General features: G+C 67.5%; 20 protein-coding genes. 8 read left to right on the top strand and 12 right to left on the bottom strand.

The window, feature by feature from the left end; genetic code table 11:
- The first annotated feature begins 175 nt into the window (after positions 1–175).
- The 5 genes from GSH16_RS13680 (at position 176) to msrB (ending at position 6250) form a co-directional block, all read left to right on the top strand.
- Entirely contained in the window at positions 176–1033 is an 858-nt protein-coding gene (locus tag GSH16_RS13680; RefSeq protein ID WP_160856056.1) for an SMP-30/gluconolactonase/LRE family protein, read from the top strand.
- 152 nt (positions 1034–1185) lie between these two features.
- Complete coding sequence (locus tag GSH16_RS13675) at positions 1186–4023, top strand: molybdopterin oxidoreductase family protein (RefSeq protein WP_160856054.1); 2838 nt, start codon at positions 1186–1188, stop codon at positions 4021–4023.
- The gene (locus GSH16_RS13670; RefSeq protein WP_160856052.1) at positions 4020–4766 is read left to right on the top strand and encodes a 4Fe-4S dicluster domain-containing protein; all 747 of its coding nucleotides are present in this window, start codon (positions 4020–4022) and stop codon (positions 4764–4766) included. The genes GSH16_RS13675 and GSH16_RS13670 overlap by 4 nt, the downstream gene beginning before the upstream one ends.
- Position 4767: 1 nt before the next feature.
- Positions 4768–5643, top strand: coding sequence for a dimethyl sulfoxide reductase anchor subunit family protein (locus GSH16_RS13665; protein WP_160856050.1), 876 nt, complete (start codon positions 4768–4770; stop codon positions 5641–5643).
- 115 nt (positions 5644–5758) lie between these two features.
- Positions 5759–6250, top strand: a complete 492-nt coding sequence (gene msrB / locus GSH16_RS13660; protein WP_160856048.1) for a peptide-methionine (R)-S-oxide reductase MsrB — start codon at positions 5759–5761, stop codon at positions 6248–6250.
- A 71-nt stretch (positions 6251–6321) separates the two neighbouring features.
- On the opposite strand, the gene GSH16_RS13655 is transcribed toward msrB, so the two are convergent.
- On the bottom strand, positions 6322–6495 hold the full coding sequence (locus tag GSH16_RS13655; protein ID WP_160856046.1) for a hypothetical protein: 174 nt from the start codon (positions 6493–6495) through the stop codon (positions 6322–6324).
- Positions 6496–6766: 271 nt separating this feature from the next.
- Between GSH16_RS13655 and GSH16_RS13650 the strand changes: the two genes are divergently transcribed.
- A complete protein-coding gene (locus GSH16_RS13650) occupies positions 6767–8140 on the top strand; it encodes a phosphohexomutase domain-containing protein (RefSeq protein WP_160856044.1) in 1374 nt (457 codons plus the stop codon).
- A gap of 23 nt (positions 8141–8163) precedes the next feature.
- Positions 8164–9603 carry a mannose-1-phosphate guanylyltransferase/mannose-6-phosphate isomerase gene (locus GSH16_RS13645; protein WP_160856042.1) on the top strand — a complete coding sequence of 480 codons (1440 nt, stop codon included), beginning with the start codon at positions 8164–8166 and terminating at the stop codon, positions 9601–9603.
- A gap of 4 nt (positions 9604–9607) precedes the next feature.
- Here GSH16_RS13645 and GSH16_RS13640 read toward each other — a convergent pair whose 3' ends face one another.
- The 8 genes from GSH16_RS13640 to GSH16_RS13605 form a co-directional block, all read right to left on the bottom strand.
- Positions 9608–10630 carry a P1 family peptidase gene (locus GSH16_RS13640; protein ID WP_328803232.1) on the bottom strand — a complete coding sequence of 341 codons (1023 nt, stop codon included), beginning with the start codon at positions 10628–10630 and terminating at the stop codon, positions 9608–9610.
- Complete coding sequence (locus tag GSH16_RS13635) at positions 10623–11363, bottom strand: glucose 1-dehydrogenase (RefSeq protein WP_160856038.1); 741 nt, start codon at positions 11361–11363, stop codon at positions 10623–10625. The genes GSH16_RS13640 and GSH16_RS13635 overlap by 8 nt, the downstream gene beginning before the upstream one ends.
- Complete coding sequence (locus GSH16_RS13630) at positions 11363–12829, bottom strand: aldehyde dehydrogenase family protein (protein ID WP_160856036.1); 1467 nt, start codon at positions 12827–12829, stop codon at positions 11363–11365. Before GSH16_RS13630 ends, GSH16_RS13635 begins: the two co-directional genes overlap by 1 nt.
- Positions 12826–14442, bottom strand: a complete 1617-nt coding sequence (locus GSH16_RS13625; RefSeq protein WP_160856034.1) for an ABC transporter ATP-binding protein — start codon at positions 14440–14442, stop codon at positions 12826–12828. Before GSH16_RS13625 ends, GSH16_RS13630 begins: the two co-directional genes overlap by 4 nt.
- Positions 14439–15308 (bottom strand): ABC transporter permease, encoded by an 870-nt coding sequence (locus GSH16_RS13620; protein ID WP_160856032.1) that lies wholly within the window; start codon positions 15306–15308, stop codon positions 14439–14441. The genes GSH16_RS13625 and GSH16_RS13620 overlap by 4 nt, the downstream gene beginning before the upstream one ends.
- A complete protein-coding gene (locus tag GSH16_RS13615) occupies positions 15305–16252 on the bottom strand; it encodes an ABC transporter permease (protein ID WP_160856030.1) in 948 nt (315 codons plus the stop codon). Before GSH16_RS13615 ends, GSH16_RS13620 begins: the two co-directional genes overlap by 4 nt.
- A 62-nt stretch (positions 16253–16314) precedes the next feature.
- Positions 16315–17808 (bottom strand): ABC transporter substrate-binding protein, encoded by a 1494-nt coding sequence (locus tag GSH16_RS13610; protein ID WP_160856028.1) that lies wholly within the window; start codon positions 17806–17808, stop codon positions 16315–16317.
- Positions 17805–19139, bottom strand: coding sequence for an acetylornithine deacetylase/succinyl-diaminopimelate desuccinylase family protein (locus GSH16_RS13605; protein ID WP_407941076.1), 1335 nt, complete (start codon positions 19137–19139; stop codon positions 17805–17807). The genes GSH16_RS13610 and GSH16_RS13605 overlap by 4 nt, the downstream gene beginning before the upstream one ends.
- A 131-nt stretch (positions 19140–19270) precedes the next feature.
- Between GSH16_RS13605 and GSH16_RS13600 the strand changes: the two genes are divergently transcribed.
- Complete coding sequence (locus GSH16_RS13600; protein WP_160856024.1) at positions 19271–19993, top strand: sirohydrochlorin chelatase; 723 nt, start codon at positions 19271–19273, stop codon at positions 19991–19993.
- Between the two features lie 65 nt (positions 19994–20058).
- Here the strand turns inward: GSH16_RS13600 and purH are convergent, their stop codons facing one another.
- Genes purH through GSH16_RS13585 form a run of 3 tightly spaced genes read right to left on the bottom strand, consistent with a single transcriptional unit; the run spans position 20059 to position 24806 of the window.
- Positions 20059–21651: a bifunctional phosphoribosylaminoimidazolecarboxamide formyltransferase/IMP cyclohydrolase gene (gene purH, locus GSH16_RS13595; RefSeq protein ID WP_160856022.1), complete on the bottom strand. Its 1593-nt coding sequence runs from the start codon at positions 21649–21651 to the stop codon at positions 20059–20061.
- Positions 21652–21670: 19 nt separating this feature from the next.
- The gene (locus GSH16_RS13590) at positions 21671–23449 is read right to left on the bottom strand and encodes a heparinase II/III family protein (RefSeq protein WP_235913222.1); all 1779 of its coding nucleotides are present in this window, start codon (positions 23447–23449) and stop codon (positions 21671–21673) included.
- 58 nt (positions 23450–23507) lie between these two features.
- Positions 23508–24806 carry an RsmB/NOP family class I SAM-dependent RNA methyltransferase gene (locus GSH16_RS13585; protein ID WP_160856020.1) on the bottom strand — a complete coding sequence of 433 codons (1299 nt, stop codon included), beginning with the start codon at positions 24804–24806 and terminating at the stop codon, positions 23508–23510.
- Positions 24807–24808 lie beyond the last annotated feature (2 nt).

Raw genomic sequence — 24808 nt, 5'->3', positions numbered from 1 at the left:
CTGTCGGGTCGTATTTTTTCTGAGTCCGGTCCTGCCGGACGCAGACGCATTCAACCAAATTCTGGGCGATGTTCAATTTCAATCTGCGTTTTTGATCAAATTTTTATTTCACCGCATGCTTGATCACGTGCGGACCAGCGGACATAGATCGGCACAACGGATTGAGGAGGCAGGAATGACAGTGCAGATTTTCGGACCCGAACGGTGCAGGCTGGGCGAAGGACCGCTGGTCCATGACGGACGGCTCTTCTGGTTCGATATCCTGCAAAAGCAGTTGCATAGCCGCCGGTTCGACGGCAGCGACCCGCGGCACTTTCAATTCGATCTCCATTGTTCGGCCGCCGCGCGGCTCGATGACGGGCGGTTCCTTGTCGCCTCGGAACGCGGGCTTTTCGCGCTCGATCTGGAGAGCGGCGGGCAAACGCCCGTCTGCGATCTGGAAGCCGACAATCCGGTCACCCGCTCCAATGACGGGCGGGCCGACCGGCGCGGGGGCTTCTGGATCGGGACAATGGGCTTCAACGCCGAACCGGGTGCGGGTGCGATCTACCGCTACCATCGCGGCACGCTGCGCAAACTGCGCCCCGGCATCACCATTTCCAACGCGATCTGTTTCGCGCCTGATGGCGGCACCGCTTATTTCACCGATACGGCAGAGAATATCCTCTATGCCTGGTCGCTGGACGCGGACGGATGGCCGGTCGGCGCGCCGCAGCCGCTGCTCGACAAGCGCGGGGCGGATTTCGGTCTCGACGGTGCGGTTGTCGACAGCGAAGGCGCGATATGGGTGGCGTGCTGGGGCGCATCGCAGGTGATGCGCCTGTCACCCGAAGGCAAGGTGCTCCGGACCGAAAAGCTGCCGGCAGCCCAGACCACCTGTCCGGCCTTCGGCGGCGATGATCTGCGCACGCTTTTTGTTACCTCCGCATGGCAGGGTCTGCCCGAGGTCGAGCGCGGCCCGACCGAAGCCGGCGCGGTCTTCTCGCTGCCCATCGCGGTGGCCGGACTGGAAGATCCAGTCGTCAGCCTCTGATCGCCTCCGGGAAATTGTTCCGACGTTGAGGTAATTTCAGGAACAATCGCCCTTGCGTGACGCGGGAATAGAACAGCCTTTCACATATTGCCAATTCCCGGCGGTTTCGTTCTTATACAAGAACCTTTGAAACTGCCGGGACATCCCTCGACATGCCATCGACACCGCGCCCCGAACTCGCCCTGTCGGAACCGATCGGGGACGAGATGCGGCAGACCACCTGCTACATGTGCGCCTGCCGCTGTGGCATCAACGTCCACCTGAAGGACGGCAAGGTCAAATATATCGAGGGCAATCGCGACCATCCGGTCAACCGCGGCGTGCTCTGCGCCAAGGGCTCGGCCGGCATCATGCAGCATGTGTCCCCCGCGCGCCTGTCGGCCCCGATGAAACGTGTCGGGCCGCGCGGCTCCGGCGAATTCGAGACGATCAGCTGGGACGAGGCGTTCGAGATCGCCACCGGCTGGCTCGCCCCGATCCGGGAGACCGCCCCAGAAAAGCTCGCCTTCTTCACCGGCCGTGATCAGAGCCAGTCGCTTACCTCCTGGTGGGCGCAGCAATTCGGCACACCGAACTATGCCGCCCATGGCGGTTTCTGCTCGGTCAACATGGCCGCAGCAGGCATCTACACGATGGGCGGCGCCTTCTGGGAGTTTGGCTCGCCCGACTGGGACCGCACCAAGCTCCTGATGATTTTCGGCGTGGCCGAAGATCATGACAGCAACCCGATCAAGGCGGGACTGGGCAAACTGAAGGCCCGCGGCGCGCGGGTGATCGGCGTCAATCCGGTGCGCACCGGCTACAATGCCGTGGCCGATCATTGGGTCGGCATCACGCCGGGCACGGACGGGCTCTTCGTGCTGGCGCTCATCCATGAACTCCTGAAGGCCGGCCGCGTCGATCTGGACTATCTGATCCGCTATACGGACGCCCCCTTTCTGGTGGAGGACGCGCCGGGCACCGACCGGCATGGGCTGTTCCTGCGCGGCGCAGACGGCAAGGCACTGGTCTGGGACCGCACCACGGGGACCGCGAAACCGTTCGACGCGCCCGGCGTGAAGCCCGCGCTCCACGGCGCGGTCGAGGTGGACGGCCGCCGCGCGCGACCCGTCTTTGAGCTGATGGCCGACCAGTATCTGGACGCCAGGAACGCACCGGACGCCGTTGCGGAAGCCTGCGGCATCCCGGCCGAACGCATCCGCGCCATTGCCGCCGAACTGGCGCGCGTGGCCTTCGAGGAGGAAATCACCCTCGACATTCCGTGGACCGATTTCCGTGGCGTGCGGCACGAGACGATGACCGGCCGTCCGGTGACCTTCCATGCGATGCGCGGCATCTCGGCCCATTCCAACGGGTTCCAGACCTGCCGCGCGATCCACGTGCTGCAGATCCTGCTCGGCTCGCTCGAGGTGCCCGGCGGCTACCGGTTCAAGCCGCCCTATCCCAAGCCCGTCGATCTGCACCCCACCCCGCACAGCGCCACCCAGCCGGGCGGGCCGCTCAACGGGCCGCATCTGGGTTTTCCGCGCGGGCCGGAAGACCTGCAGATCTGCGCCGAGGGTCGCGCCAAGCGGATCGACAAGGCTTTCACCTGGGACAACCCCCTGTCAGCCCACGGGCTGATGCATATGGTGATTTCCAACGCCCATGCCGGCGACCCGTACGAGATCGACACGCTCTTCATGTACATGGCCAACATGGCGTGGAACTCGTCAATGAACACTTCCGGCGTGGCCGATATGCTCACCGACACGCGCGAGGATGGCAGCTACAAGATCCCGCATATCATCTATGCGGACAGCTATTCGTCCGAGATGGTCGCCTATGCCGACCTGATCCTGCCCGACACGACCTATCTGGAGCGGCACGATTGCATCTCGCTTCTCGACCGGCCGATCTGCGAGCCGGATGCGGCCGCCGACAGCATCCGCTGGCCGGTGGTCGAGCCGGACCGCGACGTGCGCGGCTTTCAGACGGTGCTGATCCAGCTTGCCGCGAAGCTTGGCCTGCCGGGCTTCGTCGACGGGGACGGCGCGCCGCTTTATGCGGACTATGCCGACTATATCACCAACCACCAGCGCCGCCCGGGCATCGGCCCGCTGGCCGGCTTCCGCGGCGCGGATGGCACGGGCATCGGCCGCGGCGCGCCCAATCCCGACCAGATCGACCGCTATATCGAGAATGGCGGCTTCTGGATGCATCACATCCCCGAAGAGGCCGCCTTCTTCAAGCCGTGGAACCGCGCCTATCAGGACTGGGCGGTCGATCTCGGGATCATCGACGCGCCGGCGCCCTATGTGTTCCACCTCTATCTGGAACCGCTGCGCAAGTTCCAGCTGGCCGCCGAAGGCCACGGGCGAAACCAGCCGCCCGACCATCTGCGCCAGCAGATCGGCGACTGTTTCACGCCGTTTCCAAGCTGGTATCCGCCCGGCGAGGGCAGCCGCATCGACGAGGATGCCTTCCCGCTTCACGCGGTCACCCAGCGTCCGGCCGCCATGTATCACAGCTGGGGCTCGCAAAATGCATGGCTGCGGCAGATCCATGGCCAGAACCCGCTGTTTGTGTCAGGCGATATCTGGCGCGAGCACGGGTTTGCCGAAGGCGACTGGGCCGTGCTGACCTCCCACCATGGGGAAATCACCGTGCCGGTCGCGCTGATGGAAGCGCAGAACCCGCGCACCGTCTGGACGTGGAACGCGATCGGCAAGCGGCCCGGAGCCTGGGCGCTCGACAAGGACGCGCCGGAAGCGACGCGCGGGTTCCTCCTCAACCACCTGATCCATGAATTACTGCCGCCGAAGGGCGACGGGTTGCGCTGGTCCAATTCCGACCCGATCACCGGACAGGCGGCATGGTATGACCTGCGGGTGCGGATCGCCCGCGCAGAGCCGCCTGCCGACGGCCGCAGTCGCCCGGCTGCCGCGGCGCAGGCCTCGCCCGTCGATCCGGCGCCCAAAGACATTGCCTATGGCAAGGAGTGGACATGACGACCCTGCCCGACAGCACCGACCGGTCGCTCGGCCTTGTCATCGACCTCGACACCTGCGTCGGCTGCCATGCCTGCGTGGTCGCCTGCAAGGAATGGAACACCGGCGCCTATGGCGCACCGCTCTCCGATCAGGATGCCTATGGCGCGGCGCCTTCGGGCACCTTCCTGAACCGCGTCCACAGCTACGAGGTCACGCCCGCGGATGCCCCCGCCATGGTCGTGCATTTCCCGAAATCCTGCCTCCACTGCTCGGACGCGCCCTGCGTGACCGTCTGCCCCACGGGCGCGAGCTACAAACGGGTCGAGGACGGGATCGTGCTCGTCAATGAAAGCGACTGTATCGGCTGCGGCTTGTGCGCCTGGGCCTGCCCCTACGGCGCGCGGGAAATGGACCGTGCGGCGGGCGTGATGAAGAAATGCACGCTCTGCGTGGACCGGATCTACAACGACACGCTGCCCGAGGAAGACCGGGTGCCCTCCTGCGTGCGGACCTGCCCCGCGGGCGCGCGCCATTTTGGCGACCTGTCGGACCCTGAAAGCAGCGTCTTCCAGCTGGTCGAGGCGCGCGGCGGCATGGACCTGATGCCCGAACAGGGCACCCGGCCCGTGAACAAGTATCTGCCGCCACGCGACCGCGACGCGCTGCCCGAAATGGATGTGCTCGGGCCCCTGCTGGCCCCCGTGGAGGCGCAGCCGGGCGGGTTCCTCGGCTGGCTCGACCGCACGCTGGAGAAGCTCTGACATGCATCCCGCCCCGTCCCTTATCGCCTTCACCACGCTCTCCGGTCTCGGTTTCGGCCTCATATTCTGGCTCGGTCTCGGCCTGCCTGACGCCACCGGCTGGGTCGCGCTGACCTTTGCGACCATCGCTATGGGGCTGGCGACGGCGGGGCTCCTGTCGTCGCTCTTCCACCTCGGCAATCCGCAACGGTTTATGAAGGCGCTGACGCAATGGCGGTCTTCCTGGCTGAGCCGAGAAGGTGTGCTGGCCGTCGTCACGCTGACCATGTTCGCGCTCTACACGCTCCTCTGGGTCTGGTTCGACATGCGGTTCCGCCCGCTGGGGCTGGTCTGCGGCGGCCTTGCGCTCGCCACCGTCTATTGCACCGCGATGATCTATGCGCAGATGAAAGGCGTGCCGCGCTGGCACTCGGCCTTCGTGCCGCTCCTGTTTCTCGGCTATGCGCTGGGCGGCGGCGCACTGCTCGCCGGTCAGGTACGGATGGCCGGACCGCTGCTGCTGCTCCTCACAGGGCTGCAGATCCTGGCCTGGTGGCGCGGTGACGGAGCGTTCGCGCGGGCGGGCACGTCGCTCGGCACGGCCACCGGGCTTGGCGATCGCGGGGTGGTGCGGCCGCTGGAGCCGCCGCAAACCGGCACGAATTACCTGCTGGATGAAATGGCCTACAGGGTCGCGCGGCGCCGGTCGCGCGCGCTGCGCCTGATCGCGATCCTCGGTATCGGCCTTGTGCCGGGCCTCGGGATGCTGGTCCTGCCCACCGGCCATGCACTGGCCCTGCTCTTCGTGCTGGCGCATCTGCTGGGCACCATGGCCGCCCGCTGGCTCTTTTATGCCGAAGCCGAACATGTGGTCGGGCTCTATTACGGGCGGCGCTGACGATTGCCCGCATGGCCGACTGTTTCAGGGAGTGACCGGTTTGTGACACAGCGTCAGGTGCACTGTGCCGGACGTGCGGCTACATAAGGTCAAAGACCTGAAGGAAAGATCGCACATGACCACCAGACGCCAGTTTCTGCGCGCCGGCGCGCTTTTTGGAACCGCGGCCCTCTTGCCCGTCCTCCGCACCGGCAGGACCGAGGCCGCCAATACCGGCAATTTCGAGATCAGCCTGTCCGAGGAGGAATGGCGCGCACGGCTCACCAAGGCCCAGTTCAACGTGCTGCGACGCGAGAAGACCGAGCGCCCCTTCACCAGCCCGCTCCTGAACGAGGCCCGCGCCGGCACATACGATTGCGCCGGCTGCGGCCTGCCGCTCTATCCGAGCCGCACGAAATATGACAGTGGCACCGGCTGGCCGAGCTTCTATGCGCCGCTCGACAATGCCATCGGGACGCGGCCCGACCGCAAGCTCCTTGTGGTGCGCACGGAATGCCATTGCCGCCGCTGCGGCGGGCATCTGGGCCATGTGTTCGATGACGGGCCGCAGCCGACCGGCAAGCGGCACTGCATCAACGGCGTGGCGCTGACATTCACGCCCGCCTGACGGCCGTTTCGAATTTTCCCTGAAGCGACACTCGCGCCTGCCCGACCCCCATCAGGCAGGCGCAAGGTGCGTCAGCCGATCAGACCCGCCAGCGAGAACCCGCCGGACAGATCGAACTGGCTGACAACATAGGTCGCCACGACGGCTGCAGCCGCCACGACGACCCAAGCCAGAATGACACCCGGTTCGGCCCTGTGGCGCGCCCCGTAGGCCCCATTCCAATCTTCTGAATACAAACTACTCATCTCGACCCCCACATGCGAGCACTCGTCACGTCCTGAAGCAGGACGGGCACATGCAAGGCGCGCTCCTTACGGAACTGGATGAACTGAAAACTTAAGCGGCCCCACACACGCTTACGTAAACTTTAGGGTTGAAACTGATTCTGTTCAAGGCTGCCGAAAATTGTATTTGCCGTTGTCGGTGAAGGGACTGGCGGTTTAAGTTCGCGGCAGTTTCCCGAAACTTGTCCACGTCGCGCCGACCGGCCCGGCCACCATCCGCAAGGGGTTTTCGATGCAAGAGCTGACCTGTTTCAAGGCCTATGACGTGCGCGGAAAGCTGGGGGACAATCTCGATGCGGACATCGTGCGCCGGATCGGCCGCGCCTTTGCGGAGGTGATGAAACCGGGCATATCCGTCGTCGGGCGGGACACGCGCGACAGCAGCGCCACGCTTGCCGCTGCCCTGATCGAAGGGTTGCGCGACGGCGGGTCGGACGTGGTCGATATCGGCCTTTGCGGCACCGAGGAGGTCTATTTCGCCACCACCCATCTGGGCGCGGGCGGCGGGCTGGAAGTGACGGCCTCGCATAATCCCATCGACTATAACGGGATCAAGATGGTGGCGCGCGGCAGCACGCCGATCTCCGAAGAAAACGGTATGGCCGAGATCCGCGCCCGCGCCAGCGCCGACGATTTCGGGCCGGTTGCGCGCCGCGGCAAGCTGGAGGAGGCGAACCCGCGCGACGCCTATGTCGCCCATCTGCTGGGGTTCGTCGATGCGCCGGCACTTGCCCCGCTCAAAATTCTGGTCAATGCGGGCAACGGCACGGCAGGGCCGACCTTCGATGCAATTGCAAGCGGGCTCGCCGCCGCCGGGGCGCCGACCCGGTTCATCCGCATGCACCATAGGCCCGACAGCAGTTTCCCGAACGGCATTCCGAACCCGCTCCTGCCCGAGAACCAGCCCCCAACACGCGACCGCGTGATCGCGGAAGGCGCTGACCTCGGCATTGCATGGGACGGGGATTTCGACCGCTGCTTCTTCTTTGACGAGACCGGCGCCTTCGTGCCGGGCGAATATATCGTGGGTCTGCTGGCGGAGGCCTTTCTGGCCCAGCAGCCCGGCCAGACCATCATCCATGACCCGCGGATCATCTGGAACACGCAGGATATCGTTGCCTCTGCCGGCGGCCGCGCTGTCCAGAGCCGCACCGGCCATGCTTTCATGAAGGCCCTGATGCGGGCGGAAAATGCCGTCTATGGCGGGGAGATGTCGGCGCATCACTATTTCCGCGATTTCATGTATTGCGACAGTGGGATGATCCCGTGGCTTCTTGTGCTCGAACTCATGTCGCGGACCGGCAAGCCCCTGTCGGCGCTGGTGGCCGACCGGATCACCCGGTTCCCCTCCTCGGGCGAGGTGAATTTCCGGCTCGACGACCCAAAGGCCGCCATCGCCCGCGTGCTCGACGCCTATGCCGCCGACGCGCTCGACGACGACCGGACAGACGGGATCGGCCTCAGCTTCGCGGACTGGCGCTTCTCGCTGCGCTCCTCCAACACCGAACCGGTGGTGCGGCTGAATATCGAAAGCCGTGGAAACCCGGCGCTGGTTGAGGCAAAACTGGCAGAGATTTCGGCGCTTCTGACCGCCGGCAGCACCTGAACCGAAGCCGAGGCACCATCCTGATGAAGACTCACAGTTTCGTCCCCGTTCTTCTGTCGGGTGGCGCGGGCACACGGCTCTGGCCCCTGTCCCGCGCAGGGCATCCGAAACAGTTCCTCGCACTCGACGGGGCGGACACGATGTTGCAGGCCACGCTGCGGCGGCTCGACGGGCTCGATCCGGCCGCACCGGTCGTCATCGCGGGGGAGGATCACCGGTTCTTCGTCGCCCAGCAGATGCAGGATATGGGGCTGACGGCGACAATCATTCTGGAGCCTGTCGGGCGAAACACCGCGCCCGCGATCGGATTGGCCGCCTGCCACCTGCCGGATGACGCCGTGATGCTGGTCCTTCCGGCCGATCACGTGATCCGCGACACCGCTGCCTTGCAGGCTGCCGTCAATGCGGCCCTGCCTCTGGCGCGTGCGGGCCATCTGGTCACCTTCGGGATCGTGCCAGACCGGCCGCATACCGGCTATGGCTATATCGCCAAGGGCGCAGCGCTCGACACTGGTCCGGCCGGCGCGGCCCGTGTCGCCGCGTTCCGGGAAAAACCCGACGCGGACACGGCCGCCACCTATGTTGCCGACGGATCGTATCTCTGGAACAGCGGCATGTTCCTCTTCACCGCAGCGCGCTACCGGGAAGAACTGGCCGCCCACGCGCCGGAGATGGCCAGCGCCTGCGCGGCTGCGATGGACCGGGCCGTGGCAGACCTCGATTTCCTGCGCGCCGACGCGGACGCATTCGCCGCCTGCCCGTCCGACAGTATCGACTATGCGGTGATGGAGAAAACCGGTGCGGCCGTTGTGGTCCCGCTCGATGCCGGATGGTCGGATGTCGGATCATGGGACGCGCTCTGGGATGTGTCGGCGAAGGACGCGCAGGGCAATGCGGTGACGGGCGATGTGCTCTTGCAGGACACGCGCGGCAGCTACCTGCGGAGCGAGGACCGGATGATCGCCGCGCTGGGGCTCGACGACATGGTCGTGGTCGACACGAAGGACGCGGTGATGGTCGCACCACGCGACCGGGTAGAAGATGTGAAACATCTGGTCGAGGCGCTGCGCAAGCAGGCCCGGCCGGAGGCCGAGACCCAGCGAGAAGTCTACCGCCCCTGGGGCAAATATGACAGCATCGACCGCGGCGAACGCTATCAGGTCAAGCGGATCACCGTGTCGCCGGGCGCGAAACTGTCCGTGCAGAAGCACCATCACCGCTCGGAGCACTGGATCGTCGTGCGCGGCACGGCCGAGGTCACCTGCGACGGGGAGACCTTCATGCTGTCGGAAAACCAGAGCACCTACATTCCGCTCGGCGCCATTCACGCGCTGCGCAATCCCGGCAAGGTCCCGCTGGAGATGATCGAGGTCCAGTCAGGCACCTATCTGGGCGAGGATGACATCGTGCGGTTGGAGGACCTGTATGGCCGCGCGCCCGATGGCAAGGGCAACGGCGGCTGACCGCCTAACGCGGCCCGTGCAGCGCCTGCCAGCAGGGCAGGATGTCCCCGTGATCGGCGGTCGCTTCGTAGACCCCGCGCGCAATCGCCCGCGACAGGCAGAGCGCTGCGGCGTGGCCGATTTCCAGCAGCGGTGCGACCGGATCATCCGGCAAGGCCTGCGTGCCCGTCGCCGCTGCGAAGACCAGATCGCCGTCGACCGGGCTGTGTGCCGGCAAGATCGCCCGTGCCAGCCCGTCATGGGCGGCCACGGCCATCCTGTGCACCTGCGCCTTGGACAGCGCCGCATCGGTCGCAACAATCGCGATCGTCGTGTTTCCGCGGCTGTTGAAGGCGGGCATCTTGGCGCTTTCGGGCCGCAGGGACAGGCCCGCGCGCGGATCGGGCCCCAGCCCGCCGAACTCTGCCCCGATCTCGAAGGGCGCGGCCCAGAAATGCGGCGCGTCGGGCGTCGTGACCGACCCGAACGGATTGGCGGCCACCAGCGCGCCGACCGTGATGCCCGACGGCAGCAAAAGCGAGGCCGAGCCGAGCCCGCCCTTCAGCGTTCCGGTCAGTGCGCCGCATCCGGCCCCGACGCTGCCAAGCGCGAAATCGGCCGCCGCCGCGTCAAAGGCCTGCCGCCCCAGCGCCGGATAGGGATTGTCCTGCCAGTCCTTGTCACCGCCGTTCAGCAGGTCGAAGAGGATCGCGGCCGGCACGAGCGGCACCCGCACCGGACCCACCTCGAACCCACGGCCTGCGGCCCGCAGCCCGTCCATCACCCCGTCGGCCGCGGCCAGACCGAAAGCCGATCCGCCCGACAGGACCAGCGCATCCACCTGCCCGACGAGCTTGTCGGGCGCGAGCAGGTCCGTCTCCCGCGTGCCGGGCGCACCGCCGAGCACGGAGACGCCTGCCGTGAAGGGCGCGTCACCCGTCAGGACGGTCGTGCCCGATTTCAGGCCCGCCTCCGCGGCATGGCCAACCTTCAGGCCGGCCACATCGGTGATCAGGTTTCGGGGGCCGGGTCGGAGCGGCTCAGACACAGCGCCCCCCATCCACTTCCATTGCGACGCCAGTGATCATGCTGGCCTCGTCGGAGCAGAGGAAACAGGCCGCATTGCCGAGGTCCTCTGGCTGCGAAAACCGGCCGAGCGGAATCGTCGACAGGAATTTGGCCCGCATCTCCGGCGTGTCCTCGCCCAGAAACCTGTGCAAGAGCGGAGTCTCCCCCGCGACCGGGCAGAGCGCGTTGACCCGCACCCCCTGCGGGGCCAGTTCCACCGCCATCGCCTTGGTTGCCGTGATCATCCAGCCTTTGGATGCATTGTACCAGCTGAGCCCGGGCCGCGGCGACAGCCCCGCGGTCGAGGCCAGGTTGAGGATCGCACCGCGTCCTGCCGCCCGCATCGCCGGCACGAAGGCACGCGCGGTCAGATAAACCGACTTTGCATTGACCGCGAACACCCGGTCGAACTCCGCTTCCTCCACATCCTCCATCGGCTGCGGCAGGTGGGTGATCCCGGCATTGTTCACAAGGATGTCGACCGGCCCGATCAGGTCCGACGCGCGCGCGGCCAGAGCCGCGACCGACGCGGCATCGGCCACGTCCACCCCGGCCGCCTGCGCGCCCAGTTCGGCGGCCAACGCCTCGGCCGCGTCGGGGTTGAGGTCGGCGATCAGCACCCGCGCGCCCTCGGCTGAGAATTTGCGCACGATCCCCGCGCCGAACCCCGATGCGCCTCCGGTCACGATCGCGCTCTTGCCTTCCAGTCGCATCAGTCCGTCTCCCCGTGATGGGCGGCCACGGTTTTCAATGTAGAAAACCCGTAGAGCGCCTCGAACCCTTTTTCCCGGCCATGGCCTGACAGGCCGCGCCCGCCGAAGGGCAGTTCCACCCCGCCGCCGGCCCCGTAACTGTTGATGAAAACCTGCCCCGCCCGCAAGGATCGCGCGAGCCGCATCTGGCGCGCGCCGTCGCGGGTCCAGACGGCGGCCACCAGCCCGTATGGCGTGCCGTTTGCAATCCGCACGGCCTCTGCTTCCGTGTCGAAAGGCAGGATGATCTGGACCGGTCCGAAAATCTCCTCCTGCGCAAGACGGTGGGCCGGATCATCGCCGAAATAGAGCCGCGGGGCGACATAATGGCCGCCCGCCGGCGCATCGGCGCGGATGCGCCCTTCGGCCACCTGCTCCAACCCTGCATCGTCGGCAAGAAATGCCTCCACCCGTGTTTTCTGCCGCGCCGAGATGAGCGGCCCGAGATCATGGTCGCCCATGGCCGGGCCGGCCTCTGCCTCGGCGAAGGCCGCGCCGAGCCGGTCGCGCAGTTCCGCCAGACGGCTCCTGTGCACGACAAGACGCGCCGCGGCAGAGCAGGTCTGTCCGGCATTCTGGATCGCCGATGCCAGCAGGAAGGGCATGGCGGCGTCGAGATCGGCATCTTCGAAAATCACCTGCGGGGACTTGCCGCCAAGTTCCAGCGTCACCGGCGCGACATGGGCGGCGGCGGCAGCCTGCACCGCGCGGCCAGTGGCGACTGATCCTGTGAAGGACAGATGGTCGATGCCCGGATGGGCGGCAAGCGCCGCGCCGGCCTCCGGTCCCCTGCCCGGCACGATGTTGAGCGCGCCGTCCGGCAGCCCGGCCTCGCGCGCCAGCACGCCGAAGGCCAGCGCCGTCAGACAGGCCTCTTCCGCCGGTTTCAGGACACAGGCATTGCCCATCGCAAGCGCCGCCCCGACCGACCGGCCGATGATCTGCATCGGATAGTTCCACGGGATGATATGGCCGGTCACGCCATGCGGCTCGCGCAGCGTGTAGACCGTGTAGCCCGCCATATAGGGCAGGCTCGCGCCATGCACCTTGTCGCAGGCGCCGGCATAGAATTCAAAGTAACGCGCCAGCGCGCGGGCATCGGCGCGGGCCTGCGTGAGCGGCTTGCCGACGTCTGCGGCCTCGAGCAACGCGAGCGGCTCGATCTCGGCCTCGATGGCCGCGGCGAGCCGCATCAGGCACCGCCCGCGCTCGGCAGCGGGCATCCGCCCCCAAGCCCCGTTCGCAGCCCGCCGCGCTGCACGGACCGCCGCGTCTACTGCATCCGCATCGGCCGCTGCCACATCCGCCAGCGCGTCCCCGTCCGACGGGTTGGTCAGGGCCAGACGGTCCGGCCCATCCACCCAGTCCGCCCCGATCAGCATCCGGGCGGTCGGCAGGGACCGGCGCTCAAAAAAGGCAAGGCTCATCCGCGGCTCCCCTCTCTCAATGGCGCATCAAGCCGCGGCGAGGCGGCGATGAGCGCGCGTGTATAGTCATGTTGCGGCGCGTCGAGCACCTGTCCTGTCGGCCCGGCCTCGACGATCTCCCCTTTCCGCATCACCATCACCCGGTCAGTCACCGCGCGCACCACGTTCAGGTCATGGGAAATGAAGAGGTAGCTCAGCCCGTAGCGGCGGCGCAGATCGGCCAGCAGGTCGAGCACTTGCGCCCGCACCGAGACATCAAGCGCGGAGACGGGCTCGTCGAGCAGGATCAGTTCCGGCCGGATGATGAGGGCGCGGGCGATCGCGATCCGCTGCCGCTGGCCGCCCGAGAATTCATGGATGAATCGGTCCGCATCAGCCGCATCCAGTCCCACATCGGACAGCGCGTCCGATATGGCGGTCGCGCGGGCTTGCGGTCCGGGCGGGTCGTCCAGCGCGTGATAGGGTTCCGACAGGATCCGCCGCACGCGGTGGCGCGGGTTGAAACTCCCGAACGGGTCCTGAAAGACGACCTGCATCCGGCGGCGCTGTTCGGGCGGCATGGTCGGGCCGGCATGGACCGGCGCGCCGGCGAGCCGGATTTCCCCGCCGTCGACCGGATCAAGGCCGAGGATCGCGCGCCCGAGCGTGGACTTACCGCAGCCGCTTTCCCCGACAAGGCCAAGGCTTTCGCCTGCCGCAAGGTCGAAACTGACGCCCCGCACGGCGCGGATCTGCGTCGGGCGCCCGAACAGTCCGCTGCGCTGGACATAGCTGCGCTCGACATTGCGCAATTGCAGAAGCGGCGGCGGCTCCGGCGGTTGCGGCACCGGATCGGGCACATGGGTGGAGGCGGCAAAGAGCGCCTGCGTGTAAGGGTGCCGCCGGGCGCGGAAAAGCGCTTCGGTCGGGCCGGAATCGACCACCCGCCCCTCCTTCATGATCGTCACCGCATCGGCCATGCCGGCGACCACAGCCAGATCGTGACTGATGAGCATGAGCCCCATGCCATCCTCGCGCACCAGCCGCGCCAGCAGCGCCAGGATCTGCGCCTGCGTCGTCACGTCAAGCGCCGTTGTCGGCTCGTCGGCGATCAGGAGCGCAGGCCGGAGCGCAATGGCGCTCGCGATCACGACCCGCTGGCGCTGGCCGCCCGACAGCTCGTGCGGATAGCGCGAGAGCGGCACCTCGTCCGGCGGCAGGCCGACCCGTTCCAGCACCTCTGCCGCGCGCGCCATCGCGGCGCGGCGACTGCCGGCCCCGTGGATGCGCACGGTCTCGGCAACCTGCGCACCGATGGTCATCACGGGGTTGAGCGCGGTCATCGGCTCCTGAAAGATCATCCCGATCTGCTGTCCGCGCAGGGCGCACATGTCGCGTTCGGACATCCCGCCGATATCCTGACCGCCAAGCGTGACACGGCCTTCCATCCGCGCGGCGCGCGGCAGGAGCCCCATGACCGCATAGGCGCTCATCGTCTTGCCCGACCCGCTTTCGCCGATGATCCCGCGCACCTCGCCCGGCGCGACCGAGAAGCCGACATCGCGCAGGATCGGCGCCCGGCCAATCGAAACCGAAAGCCCTTCGACATGAAGCCCCGTTTCCGCGCCGCTCATGGTGCCAGCCCCCGCCGCGGATCGAGCCGGTCGCGCAGCCCGTCGCCGAGCAGGTTGAGCCCCAGCACCGCGAGCAGGATCGAGAGGCCGGGGAAGAGCGCCAGATGCGGCGCGAAGGAGAACATGGTCTGGCTCTCGGCCAGCATCCGGCCCCAGCTTGGCAGCGGCGGCTGCGCCCCGAGCCCGACATAGGACAGACCCGCCTCTGCCAGAATGCCGAGCGAGAACTGGATGGTGCCCTGCACGATCAGGATGTTGAACAGGTTCGGCAGCACATGTTCCACAGATATCCGCGCCCGACCCTTGCCGCAGACCTGCGCAGCGCGGATGAAATCCAGCTGCCAGTAACCGAGCGCCGCCCCGCGGGTCAGCCGCGCGAAGACGGGGATGTTGAAAATGCCGATAGCAAGGATCGCATTGAAGGCGGACGGGCCGAAAACCGCCGTGATCATCACCGCAATCAGAAGCGCCGGGAAGGCGAAGACAAGGTCGTTTGCGCGCATGATCAACTCGTCGAGCCAGCCGCCGCGCAGCGCCGCCGCGGTCAGCCCGAGCGGCACCCCGACGCCCATCCCGATGCCCACGGCAACGAGCGCCACTGCGAGCGACGTGCGCGCGCCCACCATGATCATCGAAAAGAGGTCGCGACCGAAATGGTCGGTGCCGAACCAGTGTGCCGCGGACGGGCCCTGCAGTTTCGCCGCCACGTCGATCCGCGTTACATCATAGGGCGTCCAGACAAAGGAAAGGAGCGCGGCAGCCACGAAAAGGCCCACCAGCGCCGCCCCGATCCAGAGCCCGGCGAACGCCGCCGCGCCGCCACCAGGCGCACCGCCTGTGCCGGTTTGCGGATCGGCCCCGATCATCGCGGCCGCCTCAGCCGCGGATCGACCGCCGCATAGGCCAGATCGACCAGGAAGGTGACGAGGATCACGGCAAAGACCAGCAGCATCACCACGCTTTCCACGACGATGATGTCGCGCTGGCCGATGCTCTGGAAAATGAGCCGCCCGAGACCGGGCAGATAGAAAACATTCTCGATGATGATCGCGCCGGCCAGCAGGAAGGAAAATTGCAGCCCGATGATCGTCAGCACCGGGATGAGCGCGTTGCGCAATGCGTGGCGCCAGAGCACCTGCCGGCGCGTCAGACCGCGCGCCCGGGCCGTGCGGATATAGTCCTGTCCGAGTGTCTCGATCAGCGCCGAGCGGAGCACGCGCGTCAGGATCGAGGCCTGCGGCAGCGCCAATGCGATCGCGGGCAGGGTCAGCGCCTTCATCGCGGGGCCGACCCCGGCCTCCCAGCCCGGAAACCCGCCGGCGGAAAACCAGCGCAAGGTGATCGAGAAGGCGAGCACCAGCAGCATCGCGAACCAGAAATTCGGCACCGCGATACCCAGCTGCGTGACCCCCATGATCGTCAGGTCCGTGCCCTTGCCGCGCCGTGCCGCCGCGGCCAGACCGGCGGGAAAGGCGATCAGGAGCGTCAGTGCCAGCGCATAGAGCGCGAGCGGCAGAGAGACCCAGAGCCGGTCCGCGATCATCTGCGCGACCGGCGTCCGGTAGGTGTAGGAAATACCGAAATCACCCCGCAACAGCCCGCCGGCCCAGTCGAAATAGCGCGCGACCGGCCCGCGATCGAGGCCGAGCTCGGCCCGGAGTGCCGCGAGCGTATCTTCCTGCGCGTTGACCCCCAGCATCGCCGCCGCCGGGTCGCCCGGCACAATTTCCAGCGCGAAGAAAACGACGAGCGACGCCGCCACCAGCGACAGGCCAAGCGACAGGGCACGGAAGAGGGCAAAGCGCAGCATGGGCGCGGCTCAGCCCTGCGTCCGGGCGCGGCGCGGCGGCGTGGATGCTGGAATCGGCCGGATCATTCGGTCCAGCGGACGCCCGTCAGGTCATTGGCCTGCGTGGGCGCGTTTTCCCACAATCCCTCGATCCGGGCATCCGCCACTCCGCTCTTGGCGAGTTGGAACAGGTAGCCGTTCACGAAATCTTCCGCGATGATGGTTTGGGCCTGCTGCAAGAGCGCCGTGCGCGCCTCGGGATCGGCTTCGGCCCGCAACGCGTCCATCAGGCTCTGGAAATCGGGATTGTCATACTGGAAATAATAGTCCGGGTTGGCATAGATGCCGATATCCATCGGCTCTGTATGGCTGACGATGGTCAGGCCGAAATCCTTGCCGCGGAACACCTGTTCGAGCCATTGCGCCCATTCCACATTGGTGATCTCGGTCTCGATGCCGACCTCGCGCAGCTGCGCGGCGATGATCTCGCCCCCGCGGCGCGCGTAGGAGGGCGGCGGCAGTTTCAGCGTGGTTGTGAACCCGTCCGCATAGCCCGCTTCCGCGAGCAGCGCGCGCGCCTTGTCAGGATCATGGGCCGAGGTCGCCTTCAGGTCGAGATAGGCCGGATGGTGCGGGGCGAAATGCGTGCCGATGGGCGTGCCATAGCCGAACATCGCGCCGTCGATCACGGCCTGCCGGTCGATCGCATGGGCGAGCGCCTGCCGCACTTTCGGATCGTCGAAGGGCGGCTGCTTGTTGTTGGTCGACAGGATCGTCTCGCCCTCGGTCGAGCCGACGATCACGCGGAAGCGCGGATCGGCCTCGAACTGGGCAAGGTTTTCAGGGGCCGGAAAGATCGGGAACGTGTCGACATCACCGGCCATCATCGCGGCAAAAGCGGCCGTCGAGTCGGAGATGAACTTGAAGACCGCCCGGTCGAGCGCCACCGGGTCGCCCCAGTAATCGGGATACTTGACCAGTTCGATCCGGTCGCCCTGCACCCAGTTTTCGAACCGGAACGGGCCGGTGCCGACGGGCGCGGTCTTGGCCGCATCGGCGGTTTCCTCGGCCACGATCACCGCATCGCCCCACGCCATGGAGAAGAGGAACCCGCCATCGGGCTGGTCGAGCGTGATCTGAACCGTCAGCGGATCGACCACGGTCACGTCCTCGATCCCCGCGAAGAGCCCTTTCTGGGCGTTGGTGCTGTCCTCTGACCGAGCGCGGTCGAGCGAGAATTTCACATCCTGCGCATCGAGCGTGCTACCGTCATGGAAGGTTACGCCCTCATGCAGCCGGAACGTATAGACGGTGCCGTCTTCCGAAATGTCCCAGCTTTCCGCGAGCGCCGGCTGGATAGACCCGTCGGGCGCGAAGCGGGTCAGCCCCTCGAACAGGTTGGCATAGACGACCTCGTCGATGGCCGCGGCCGCAGCGGTGGTCGGGTCGAGATGCGGCGGTTCCAGCCCCATGCCCACCACGATATCGGTGCGCTGCGCGAATGCTGCCTGCGCCAGTGCCAGTCCTGCCACCAAGAGGGCCGTGCCCCCTGCCAGCCGCGTGCGATCCGAACTCATACCATCCCCTCCGTCTGGTTTCCTGTTTGCCGGCCCTGATCCGGCGCGGCCCCGGGCAGAAGACGCATCAGCGCCAGCCCCATCACCTTGGCCGAATCAACCATATCCTGAATCCCGATCCACTCGTCAGGCTGATGTGCGAGGTCCAGAATGCCCGGCCCGTATGCGATACAGTCCTTCAGCCGCCCGATCCGGTCGATATGTTTCTGGTCATAGGTTCCGGGCGAGACGACATATTCGGGCGCATGGCCGATGATATCGGCCACCCCGTCGGCGACGGCGCCAACGACCGGCGCCTGCCGGTCGGTCATCGTCGGGATGACCTCATGCAGGTCGCGCAGGCTGTAGCTGAAGCCCGGGCGGGCGGCGGTCAGCCGGTCGAGGAGCGCGCGGAACTCCGCTTTCACCTCCGACAGGTCCTCCTCCACCAGGAACCGCCGGTCGATCACCATGCGGCAACTGTCGGGCACGACCGGCGACGGGTAGCCCCCGGCCTCCGCATCCGGTTCCGCCTGCCCGCCATGCAGCGAGTTGATGTTGAGCGTCGACTGGCGCGCCTGTGGCGGGACAACCGGCATGGCAGTGCGTTTCTCGGCAAGCGCGGGAAAGAGCTCGGCCTCCATTTCGGCCAACAGGGCGCCCATATGGCGCACGGCGCAATCGCCAAGGAAGGGCATCGAGCCGTGGGCGATATGGCCGTGGGTTTCCACCTCCGCCCACCAGACCCCGCGATGCCCGAGGCAGACACGATCCTTGTTGAGCGGCTCGGGGATGATGACATGCTGCACGCGCGCGGGGGAAAAACGCCCCATCCCTGCCAAATGGGCCACCCCGCCGTATCCGCCCGATTCCTCGTCCGCCGTGCCTGAAATCTCGATCCGGCCCGGATGGTCGGGCCAGGCGGCAATCAGGCATTCGGCGGCGATGATCGAGGCGGCCAGCCCGCCCTTCATGTCACAGGCCCCGCGCCCGTAGATCCGGCCGTCTCGCACGTCCGCAGCGAACGGATCGACCGTCCAGCCGGCGCCGACATCCACCACATCCGTGTGGCTGTTGAAATGCACGCAGTCGCCCGGACCGCCGCCGGTCCGCGTGGCCACGATGTTCCAGCGCGGATAGCGATCGCAGTCGCCCGGGGCGCCGGTCGCGCGGATGAACTCGGTCTCGAAGCCGGATGCGGTCAGCCGCCGGTCGAGAAGCTCGCAGATCTCGCGGTAGCAGTCGCCGGGCGGATTGAGCGTGGGGATGCGGATCAGGTCGCGGGTGAGCGCCACCAGATCGTCGCGGGCCGCATCGACCCGCGCGAGAAAATCCGCCTTGATATCAGTCATCTGCATGGACATCCCCGGACGGTGCCCGCTGATCTTGGCGCAGCTTTGCGGCCTTGCCAAGCGTCCCGGTTGCGCTGATCCGGTTGAAGGCCGTCCGCGTATCGGGATAGGACAGTTCAAAAAGGTTCCCGATGACCCTTCCGCATATCCTCCTCGTGGCCCACGGCACATCGGGCGATTCCACTGCGCTCGACGCGGATTTCGCTTCTATCGCTGAAGGGATCGCCACGCGGCTCGGCGGGGCGGAGGTCTCGGTTGCGACGCTCGCGGTCAAGGGCGGCCTGCACACCGCGCTGGCGAAGATACCTGCGTCACAGCCTGTGCGGGTGATGCCCTATTTCATGTCGAACGGCTGGTTCGTGTCGGACCTGCTCACGCGCCGGATCGCGCAATCTGCGCGGCCCGATGCGGAGCTGCTGACCCCGCTCGGCCTGCTGCCGGGCCTCGCCGGTCTGGCGGCCGCTGCGATCCGGGCGGTGGCGCCGGCGCGGCTTGGCGAAACGACGCTCGTGATTGCGGCCCATGGCTCGCCTTCCGATCCGCGCCCCGCAAAAGTCGTGCGCGATCTGGCCGGGGACCTGCATGCGACGCTCGGGCTCGGCGCGGTGCGCTGCGGCTTTGTCGATGAGGCGCCGTCGCTGGCCGATGCGCTGGCGGTCGATGGTCCGGCGCTCTGCCTGCCGTTCTTTGCGTCGCGCGCGGGCCATGTGCTCGACGATCTGCCCGAAGCGCTGGACCAAAGCGGGTTTGCGGGACCGGTGCTCGACCCGGTCGGGCTCTGGCCGGACGTGCCGGCGCTGGTCGCGGATGCGATCACGGCCCAAATGGACGGGGACGCCAGCGGGACGGGCTGAAACGAAAACCGCCGCACGGCCAGATGGCGTGCGGCGGCTCCAGACAGTCGGGTTTTGGCCCGGGATCAGTGCCGGAAGTGGCGCATACCGGTGAAGACCATGGCAAGGCCTGCCTCGTTGGCCGCGGCAATCACATCCGCATCCCGCATCGACCCGCCCGGCTGGATCACGGCCGTGGCGCCCGCGCCCGCAGCCGTGAGCAGCCCGTCGGGGAAGGGAAAGAACGCGTCCGAGGCCACCACCGCGCCTTCGGCGGGCGACGTGGCCAGCCCGAGCGTCTCGGCCATGTCCTGCGCCTTGCGGGCGGCGATGCGGGTGCTGTCGACCCGGCTCATCTGCCCGGCGCCGACCCCGACCGTCGCCCCGTCCCGGGCATAGACGATCGCGTTCGACTTCACATGTTTCGCAACCTTCCAGGCGAAGAGCAGGTCCGCCAGTTCGCTTTCCGACGGCGCGCGCTCGGTGACGACCTTCAGATCGCCAATATCGATATGCCCGTTATCCTTGTCCTGCACCAGATAGCCGCCCGCCACCTGCCGCCAGACCCGCCCCGGCGCGGTTACGTCCGGCAAGCCGCCGGTGGTCAGGAGCCGCAGGTTCTTCTTGGCGGCAAAAATCTCGCGCGCCTCGTCGGTCACATCGGGGGCAATCACCACTTCGGTGAAGATCTTGGTGATCTCGCGCGCGGTATCCGCGTCGAGCGTGTCATTGAGCGCCACGATCCCGCCAAAGGCCGAGGTCTGGTCGCAGTTGAACGCGCGCTGATAGGCATCTGTCAGGCTCTCGCCGCGGGCCACACCGCAGGGATTGGCATGTTTGATGATTGCAACAGCCGGACCGGCGGCCGGATCGAACTCGGCGACCAGTTCGAAGGCCGCGTCCGTGTCGTTGATATTGTTGTAGCTGAGCGCCTTGCCCTGAAACTGCTCGGCCGTCGCCACGCCCGGACGCGTCGAGCCGTCGCTGTAGAAGGCGGCCGACTGGTGCGGGTTCTCGCCATAGCGGAGCGTCTGCGCGAGCGTGCCGGAAATGGCGCGGCGGCGCGGCTCTGCCTCGCCCAGTGCATCGGCCATCCAGCCCGACACGGCCGCGTCATAAGCGGCGGTGCGTGCATAGGCCGTCAGGGCCAGTTGCTTGCGGTAGAGAAGCGAGGTCGTGCCCTCGTTCACCTCCAACTCGGCCAGCAGACCGGCATAATCCTCCACATCCACGACCACGTTGACGAACCCGTGATTCTTGGCCGCGGCGCGGATCATGGCCGGACCGCCAATGTCGATATTCTCGATACAGGTCGCATAGTCGGCGCCGGCTGCGACGGTGGCCTCGAACGGATAGAGATTGACCACAAGCAGGTCGATCGCGTCGATCCCGTGGGCCTTCATCGCCTGCTGGTGATCGGGATTGTCGCGCAACGCCAGGAGCCCGCCATGGACCATAGGATGCAGCGTCTTCACCCGTCCGTCCATCATTTCGGGAAATGCCGTGATCTCGGACACGTCGGTCACGGTCAGCCCGGCACCGCGCAGGGCCGCCGCCGTGCCGCCGGTCGACAGGAGTTCGACGCCGCGGGCCGCGAGCGCCTGCGCGAACTCGATCAGGCCGGTCTTGTCAGATACGGAAAGGAGGGCGCGCCGGACGGGCACGAGGTCGATGGACATGGGGCGGGATCCCTTTTGCTCACTGGTCGGTCTCGGGGTCCGCGCGCCGCTCTTCGGGATCGAGATGGAGGTCGCGCGTCGCACGCGACCCGTCCGAGGCCCGACGCAGGGACCATGTGACGGCCCCCCCATACCCCAGCAGATCGGCGGAGACCACCGCCTGTTTGGTCGCACGGGGATGGAGCCGCGTCTGGTCGAGATAGGCCGACGCATCGAGCGACAGCGTGCCGCCCTCCTGCCGCAGGATCCAGACCTCTTCGGAGCGGAGTTTAAGCGACACGGCCTGCCCGCCCAGATCGAGCGCGGCGGTCACGTCCGGGTGGACGTGGAAATGGCACTGGAAGCGCACCGCCTTGTCGCTGCGGCGGCTGTCGAGCCGCGCTTTCTGGCGCGGCGTCTCGGCGGTGAACCGGTCCTCGCCGAGGATCGACCGCCCGTCGGATGACAGGAAAAGCCGCCGTTCACAGATCAGGCCGTGGGTGTCGACATAGCCGTCATGAGTGCAGCGGATCCATGTGCCGGTCAGGTCGTTCGCGCGCTGGTAGGACACGTCCGCGGGCGTGCGGATCAGCCGCTCGCCGAACGTGTTGCCGACAAAGCCTTCCGGCGCGATGCCGGAGGAGGAGACCCGCTCCAGCCCCGGTGCGCTGTGCGACGCCGTAGCGCGGCTCGCCCGCCGCCAATCCGGTCCGAACCGGTAGCCGGGTCCGCAATTGACGATGATCGGGCGGCGTCCGCTCGACATCTCGAAGCCGAGCGTCGATGCATGGCCGTTGGCCGAGGCGCGGCCGCGGGGCGGCGCGGCGGCATCGACCACGATCTTGGTCCGGCCATGGGCGATCTGGGCATAGCCCATCGCCAGCCCGTCGCGCCGGCCGCTGCGGATGCCGGCATCCGCCAGCGTCTGATCAAGCTGCCCCTCGATTCCCCGCCCACCGCCATGGAACCGGGTCAGTGCCCCGTCGCCCAGCCGCAACGCCCGCAAGGTCGGCGCGATCCGGGCGAGCGCCTCCAGATGCCGCCGGTCGGGCTGGTGGCCGGTCTCCTGCGCCGTGCGCGAAGCCCACGTGAGCAGAGTGAAAACCGTGAGCAGTTCCTCGGGGTTTCGCGTCGCGATACCGCCATCCGGTCCGACCTCCCGCGCCGCCTCCCGCCCCAGCGCCCGCAAGGCGGGTCCAAGATCTCCGCCACGGCCCTCCAGCGCGAGCGCACAATAGACAAGGCCGGTCAGCGCGGCGATCCGGGCCGGGCCCGGCGGCGCGCTCGACCAGCGATGTTTCAGAAACCCGGCCTGCCGCCCCAGCGCCCAAAGAAACGCGTCCGACTGGCCTTCGTCCATGACCCGCATCAGCGGCACGGCATGGGCAATCCAGTGAAGCACGCGGCGGCCGGTCAATTCCGGCGTCCAGCCCGGTCCCTGCCCCTTGCCATAGCGGCGGATCCAGTCGTTGACCCAGACCCGCGCCTGACGCCGCGCCTTGGCGTCGCCCGCAATGATCAGATCGTCGAGCCATGCGAACCCGTTCATCTCGGCGGTGAATTCGGGGCTCGGGCTTTCCACTTCCCAGATCGGGGTGCGCGGGGCCTCCACCAGCCGTCCGGCAAACTGGAAATTGCCCGCAAGCAGCTGCAACCCGCTGGTGTAGGAACCGATGGTGCGCGGTTCGGGCCAGGCCACGAAGGCGCTCGGGCGCGGTCCGGTCGGCAGCCTGCGGGCGCGCAACCGGTCGCCTGCGCGGCGCCAGCCCTGTGCGATCCGCGCGCCCATCGCGGCCAATGTCCATGTGACGGAAGTCATGCGCGTGCTGCCGTTTCAACTGCCCGGCCGCGAGCCTAGCCGCGCCGCCCTGCCGCTGTCACCTGCCGGTCACACGCTTTTCCAGAGTTGTGGCAAAAAATCCGTCCATGCCGCCGCGGTCGGCCCAGAGGTCGGGATAGAGCCGCAGACGGGCCGCGCCGTCGCGCCAACTGTCGGGAATATCGATGCCCGGAATGGCGAGCGGCACCTCCTGCATGTCCTCCCGCGCGGCCAGCAGGTCCGCGACCGGCTTCGGCCCCTCGGCGGGCAGGATCGAACAGGTGCAATAGACCAGCCGTCCGCCGGGCTTCAGCCAGTCCGCCGCCCGCGCCAGAAGCGCCGCCTGCACCTGCAGGATCGGGCGCAGATCCTGCCCGATGCGCGCAAAGGGCAGATCGGGATGGCGGCGCAACGTGCCCGTGGCCGAACAAGGCGCGTCGAGCAGGATCGCATCGAAAGGCGCATCCGGCGCCCACTCACGCGCATCGGCTGCGACCAGCGCCGCCGACAGGCCGGTGCGGGAAAGGTTTTCTTCCACCCTTTTGAGGCGCGCCGGTGACAGGTCGAGCGCGGTCACGTCCGCGCCGGCTGCTGCCAGTTGCAGCGTCTTGCCGCCCGGGGCCGCACAGAGGTCGAGAATGCGCATCCCCGGCGCCGGCGCCAGCATCCGCGCGGGCAAGGCAGCCGCCGCATCCTGCACCCACCATACGCCCTCCGCATAGCCCGGCAAGGCCGAGACCTGACCGGGACGCGCCCGCCGCAGGCTGCCGGTCGGCAGGATCTCAGCCTCCAGTTCCGCGGCCCATTGCGTGGCCGTTGCCGGATCCCGCAGGGTGATATCGAGCGGCGGGCGCTGGCTCTGGACGGCCTCGATTGCCTCCACCCGCTCTGCGCCGATCTGGCGCTGAACGGGTTTGCGGATCCATGCCGGCATCCGGGTCGGCGGAAGGGCGGCAAAAGCGTCCGCATCGGTTTCCGAGACACGCCGCGCCACGGCATTGGCGAGTTTCGACAGGTGCTGCACCTTGCGGTCGGCCCGCGTCAGGCGCACGGCACTGTCGACCGCAGCATGCGGCGGCACGTCGAGCACCAGCATCTCCGCCGCCGCAAGCCGCAGGATGTTGCGCATTTTCAGGGGCGGCGCTTTTGTCAGATGCGCGTCGATCACGCTGTCGAGCCGGTCGATATGGCGCAGCGCGGCAAGCACGAGGCTCTGCGCCCGCGCCCGCTCTGCCGGATCGAGCCGCGCCAGTGCCTCGTCCTGCACTTCCGACAGGGGCGCACCCGATCCGGTCACTTTCGACAGAAGCGCGAGCGCCGCGCGGCGGGCGGCCAGACCGGTTTCATCTTTCGGCATGT

Source organism: Oceanomicrobium pacificus (assembly GCF_009833495.1).
GTDB classification, from domain to species: Bacteria; Pseudomonadota; Alphaproteobacteria; order Rhodobacterales; family Rhodobacteraceae; genus Oceanomicrobium; species Oceanomicrobium pacificus.
The sequence above is the reverse complement of the archived record's forward strand: the minus strand, read 5'-3'. Positions and strand labels throughout refer to the sequence as shown.

Bases quoted from the DNA above. Each gene is read 5' to 3' on its own strand.
- GSH16_RS13680 (WP_160856056.1), top strand. From the start codon at position 176: ATGACAGTGCAGATTTTCGGACCCGAACGGTGCAGGCTGGGCGAAGGA.
- GSH16_RS13645 (WP_160856042.1), top strand. From the start codon at position 8,164: ATGAAGACTCACAGTTTCGTCCCCGTTCTTCTGTCGGGTGGCGCGGGC.
- GSH16_RS13675 (WP_160856054.1), top strand. From the start codon at position 1,186: ATGCCATCGACACCGCGCCCCGAACTCGCCCTGTCGGAACCGATCGGG.
- purH (WP_160856022.1), bottom strand. From the start codon at position 21,651: ATGTCCATCGACCTCGTGCCCGTCCGGCGCGCCCTCCTTTCCGTATCT.
- GSH16_RS13610 (WP_160856028.1), bottom strand. From the start codon at position 17,808: ATGAGTTCGGATCGCACGCGGCTGGCAGGGGGCACGGCCCTCTTGGTG.
- GSH16_RS13615 (WP_160856030.1), bottom strand. From the start codon at position 16,252: ATGCTGCGCTTTGCCCTCTTCCGTGCCCTGTCGCTTGGCCTGTCGCTG.
- GSH16_RS13630 (WP_160856036.1), bottom strand. From the start codon at position 12,829: ATGAGCCTTGCCTTTTTTGAGCGCCGGTCCCTGCCGACCGCCCGGATG.
- GSH16_RS13655 (WP_160856046.1), bottom strand. From the start codon at position 6,495: ATGAGTAGTTTGTATTCAGAAGATTGGAATGGGGCCTACGGGGCGCGC.
- GSH16_RS13585 (WP_160856020.1), bottom strand. From the start codon at position 24,806: ATGCCGAAAGATGAAACCGGTCTGGCCGCCCGCCGCGCGGCGCTCGCG.
- GSH16_RS13635 (WP_160856038.1), bottom strand. From the start codon at position 11,363: ATGCGACTGGAAGGCAAGAGCGCGATCGTGACCGGAGGCGCATCGGGG.
- GSH16_RS13650 (WP_160856044.1), top strand. From the start codon at position 6,767: ATGCAAGAGCTGACCTGTTTCAAGGCCTATGACGTGCGCGGAAAGCTG.
- GSH16_RS13625 (WP_160856034.1), bottom strand. From the start codon at position 14,442: ATGAGCGGCGCGGAAACGGGGCTTCATGTCGAAGGGCTTTCGGTTTCG.
- GSH16_RS13590 (WP_235913222.1), bottom strand. From the start codon at position 23,449: ATGACTTCCGTCACATGGACATTGGCCGCGATGGGCGCGCGGATCGCA.
- GSH16_RS13620 (WP_160856032.1), bottom strand. From the start codon at position 15,308: ATGATCGGGGCCGATCCGCAAACCGGCACAGGCGGTGCGCCTGGTGGC.
- msrB (WP_160856048.1), top strand. From the start codon at position 5,759: ATGACCACCAGACGCCAGTTTCTGCGCGCCGGCGCGCTTTTTGGAACC.
- GSH16_RS13605 (WP_407941076.1), bottom strand. From the start codon at position 19,139: ATGACTGATATCAAGGCGGATTTTCTCGCGCGGGTCGATGCGGCCCGC.
- GSH16_RS13665 (WP_160856050.1), top strand. From the start codon at position 4,768: ATGCATCCCGCCCCGTCCCTTATCGCCTTCACCACGCTCTCCGGTCTC.
- GSH16_RS13600 (WP_160856024.1), top strand. From the start codon at position 19,271: ATGACCCTTCCGCATATCCTCCTCGTGGCCCACGGCACATCGGGCGAT.
- GSH16_RS13670 (WP_160856052.1), top strand. From the start codon at position 4,020: ATGACGACCCTGCCCGACAGCACCGACCGGTCGCTCGGCCTTGTCATC.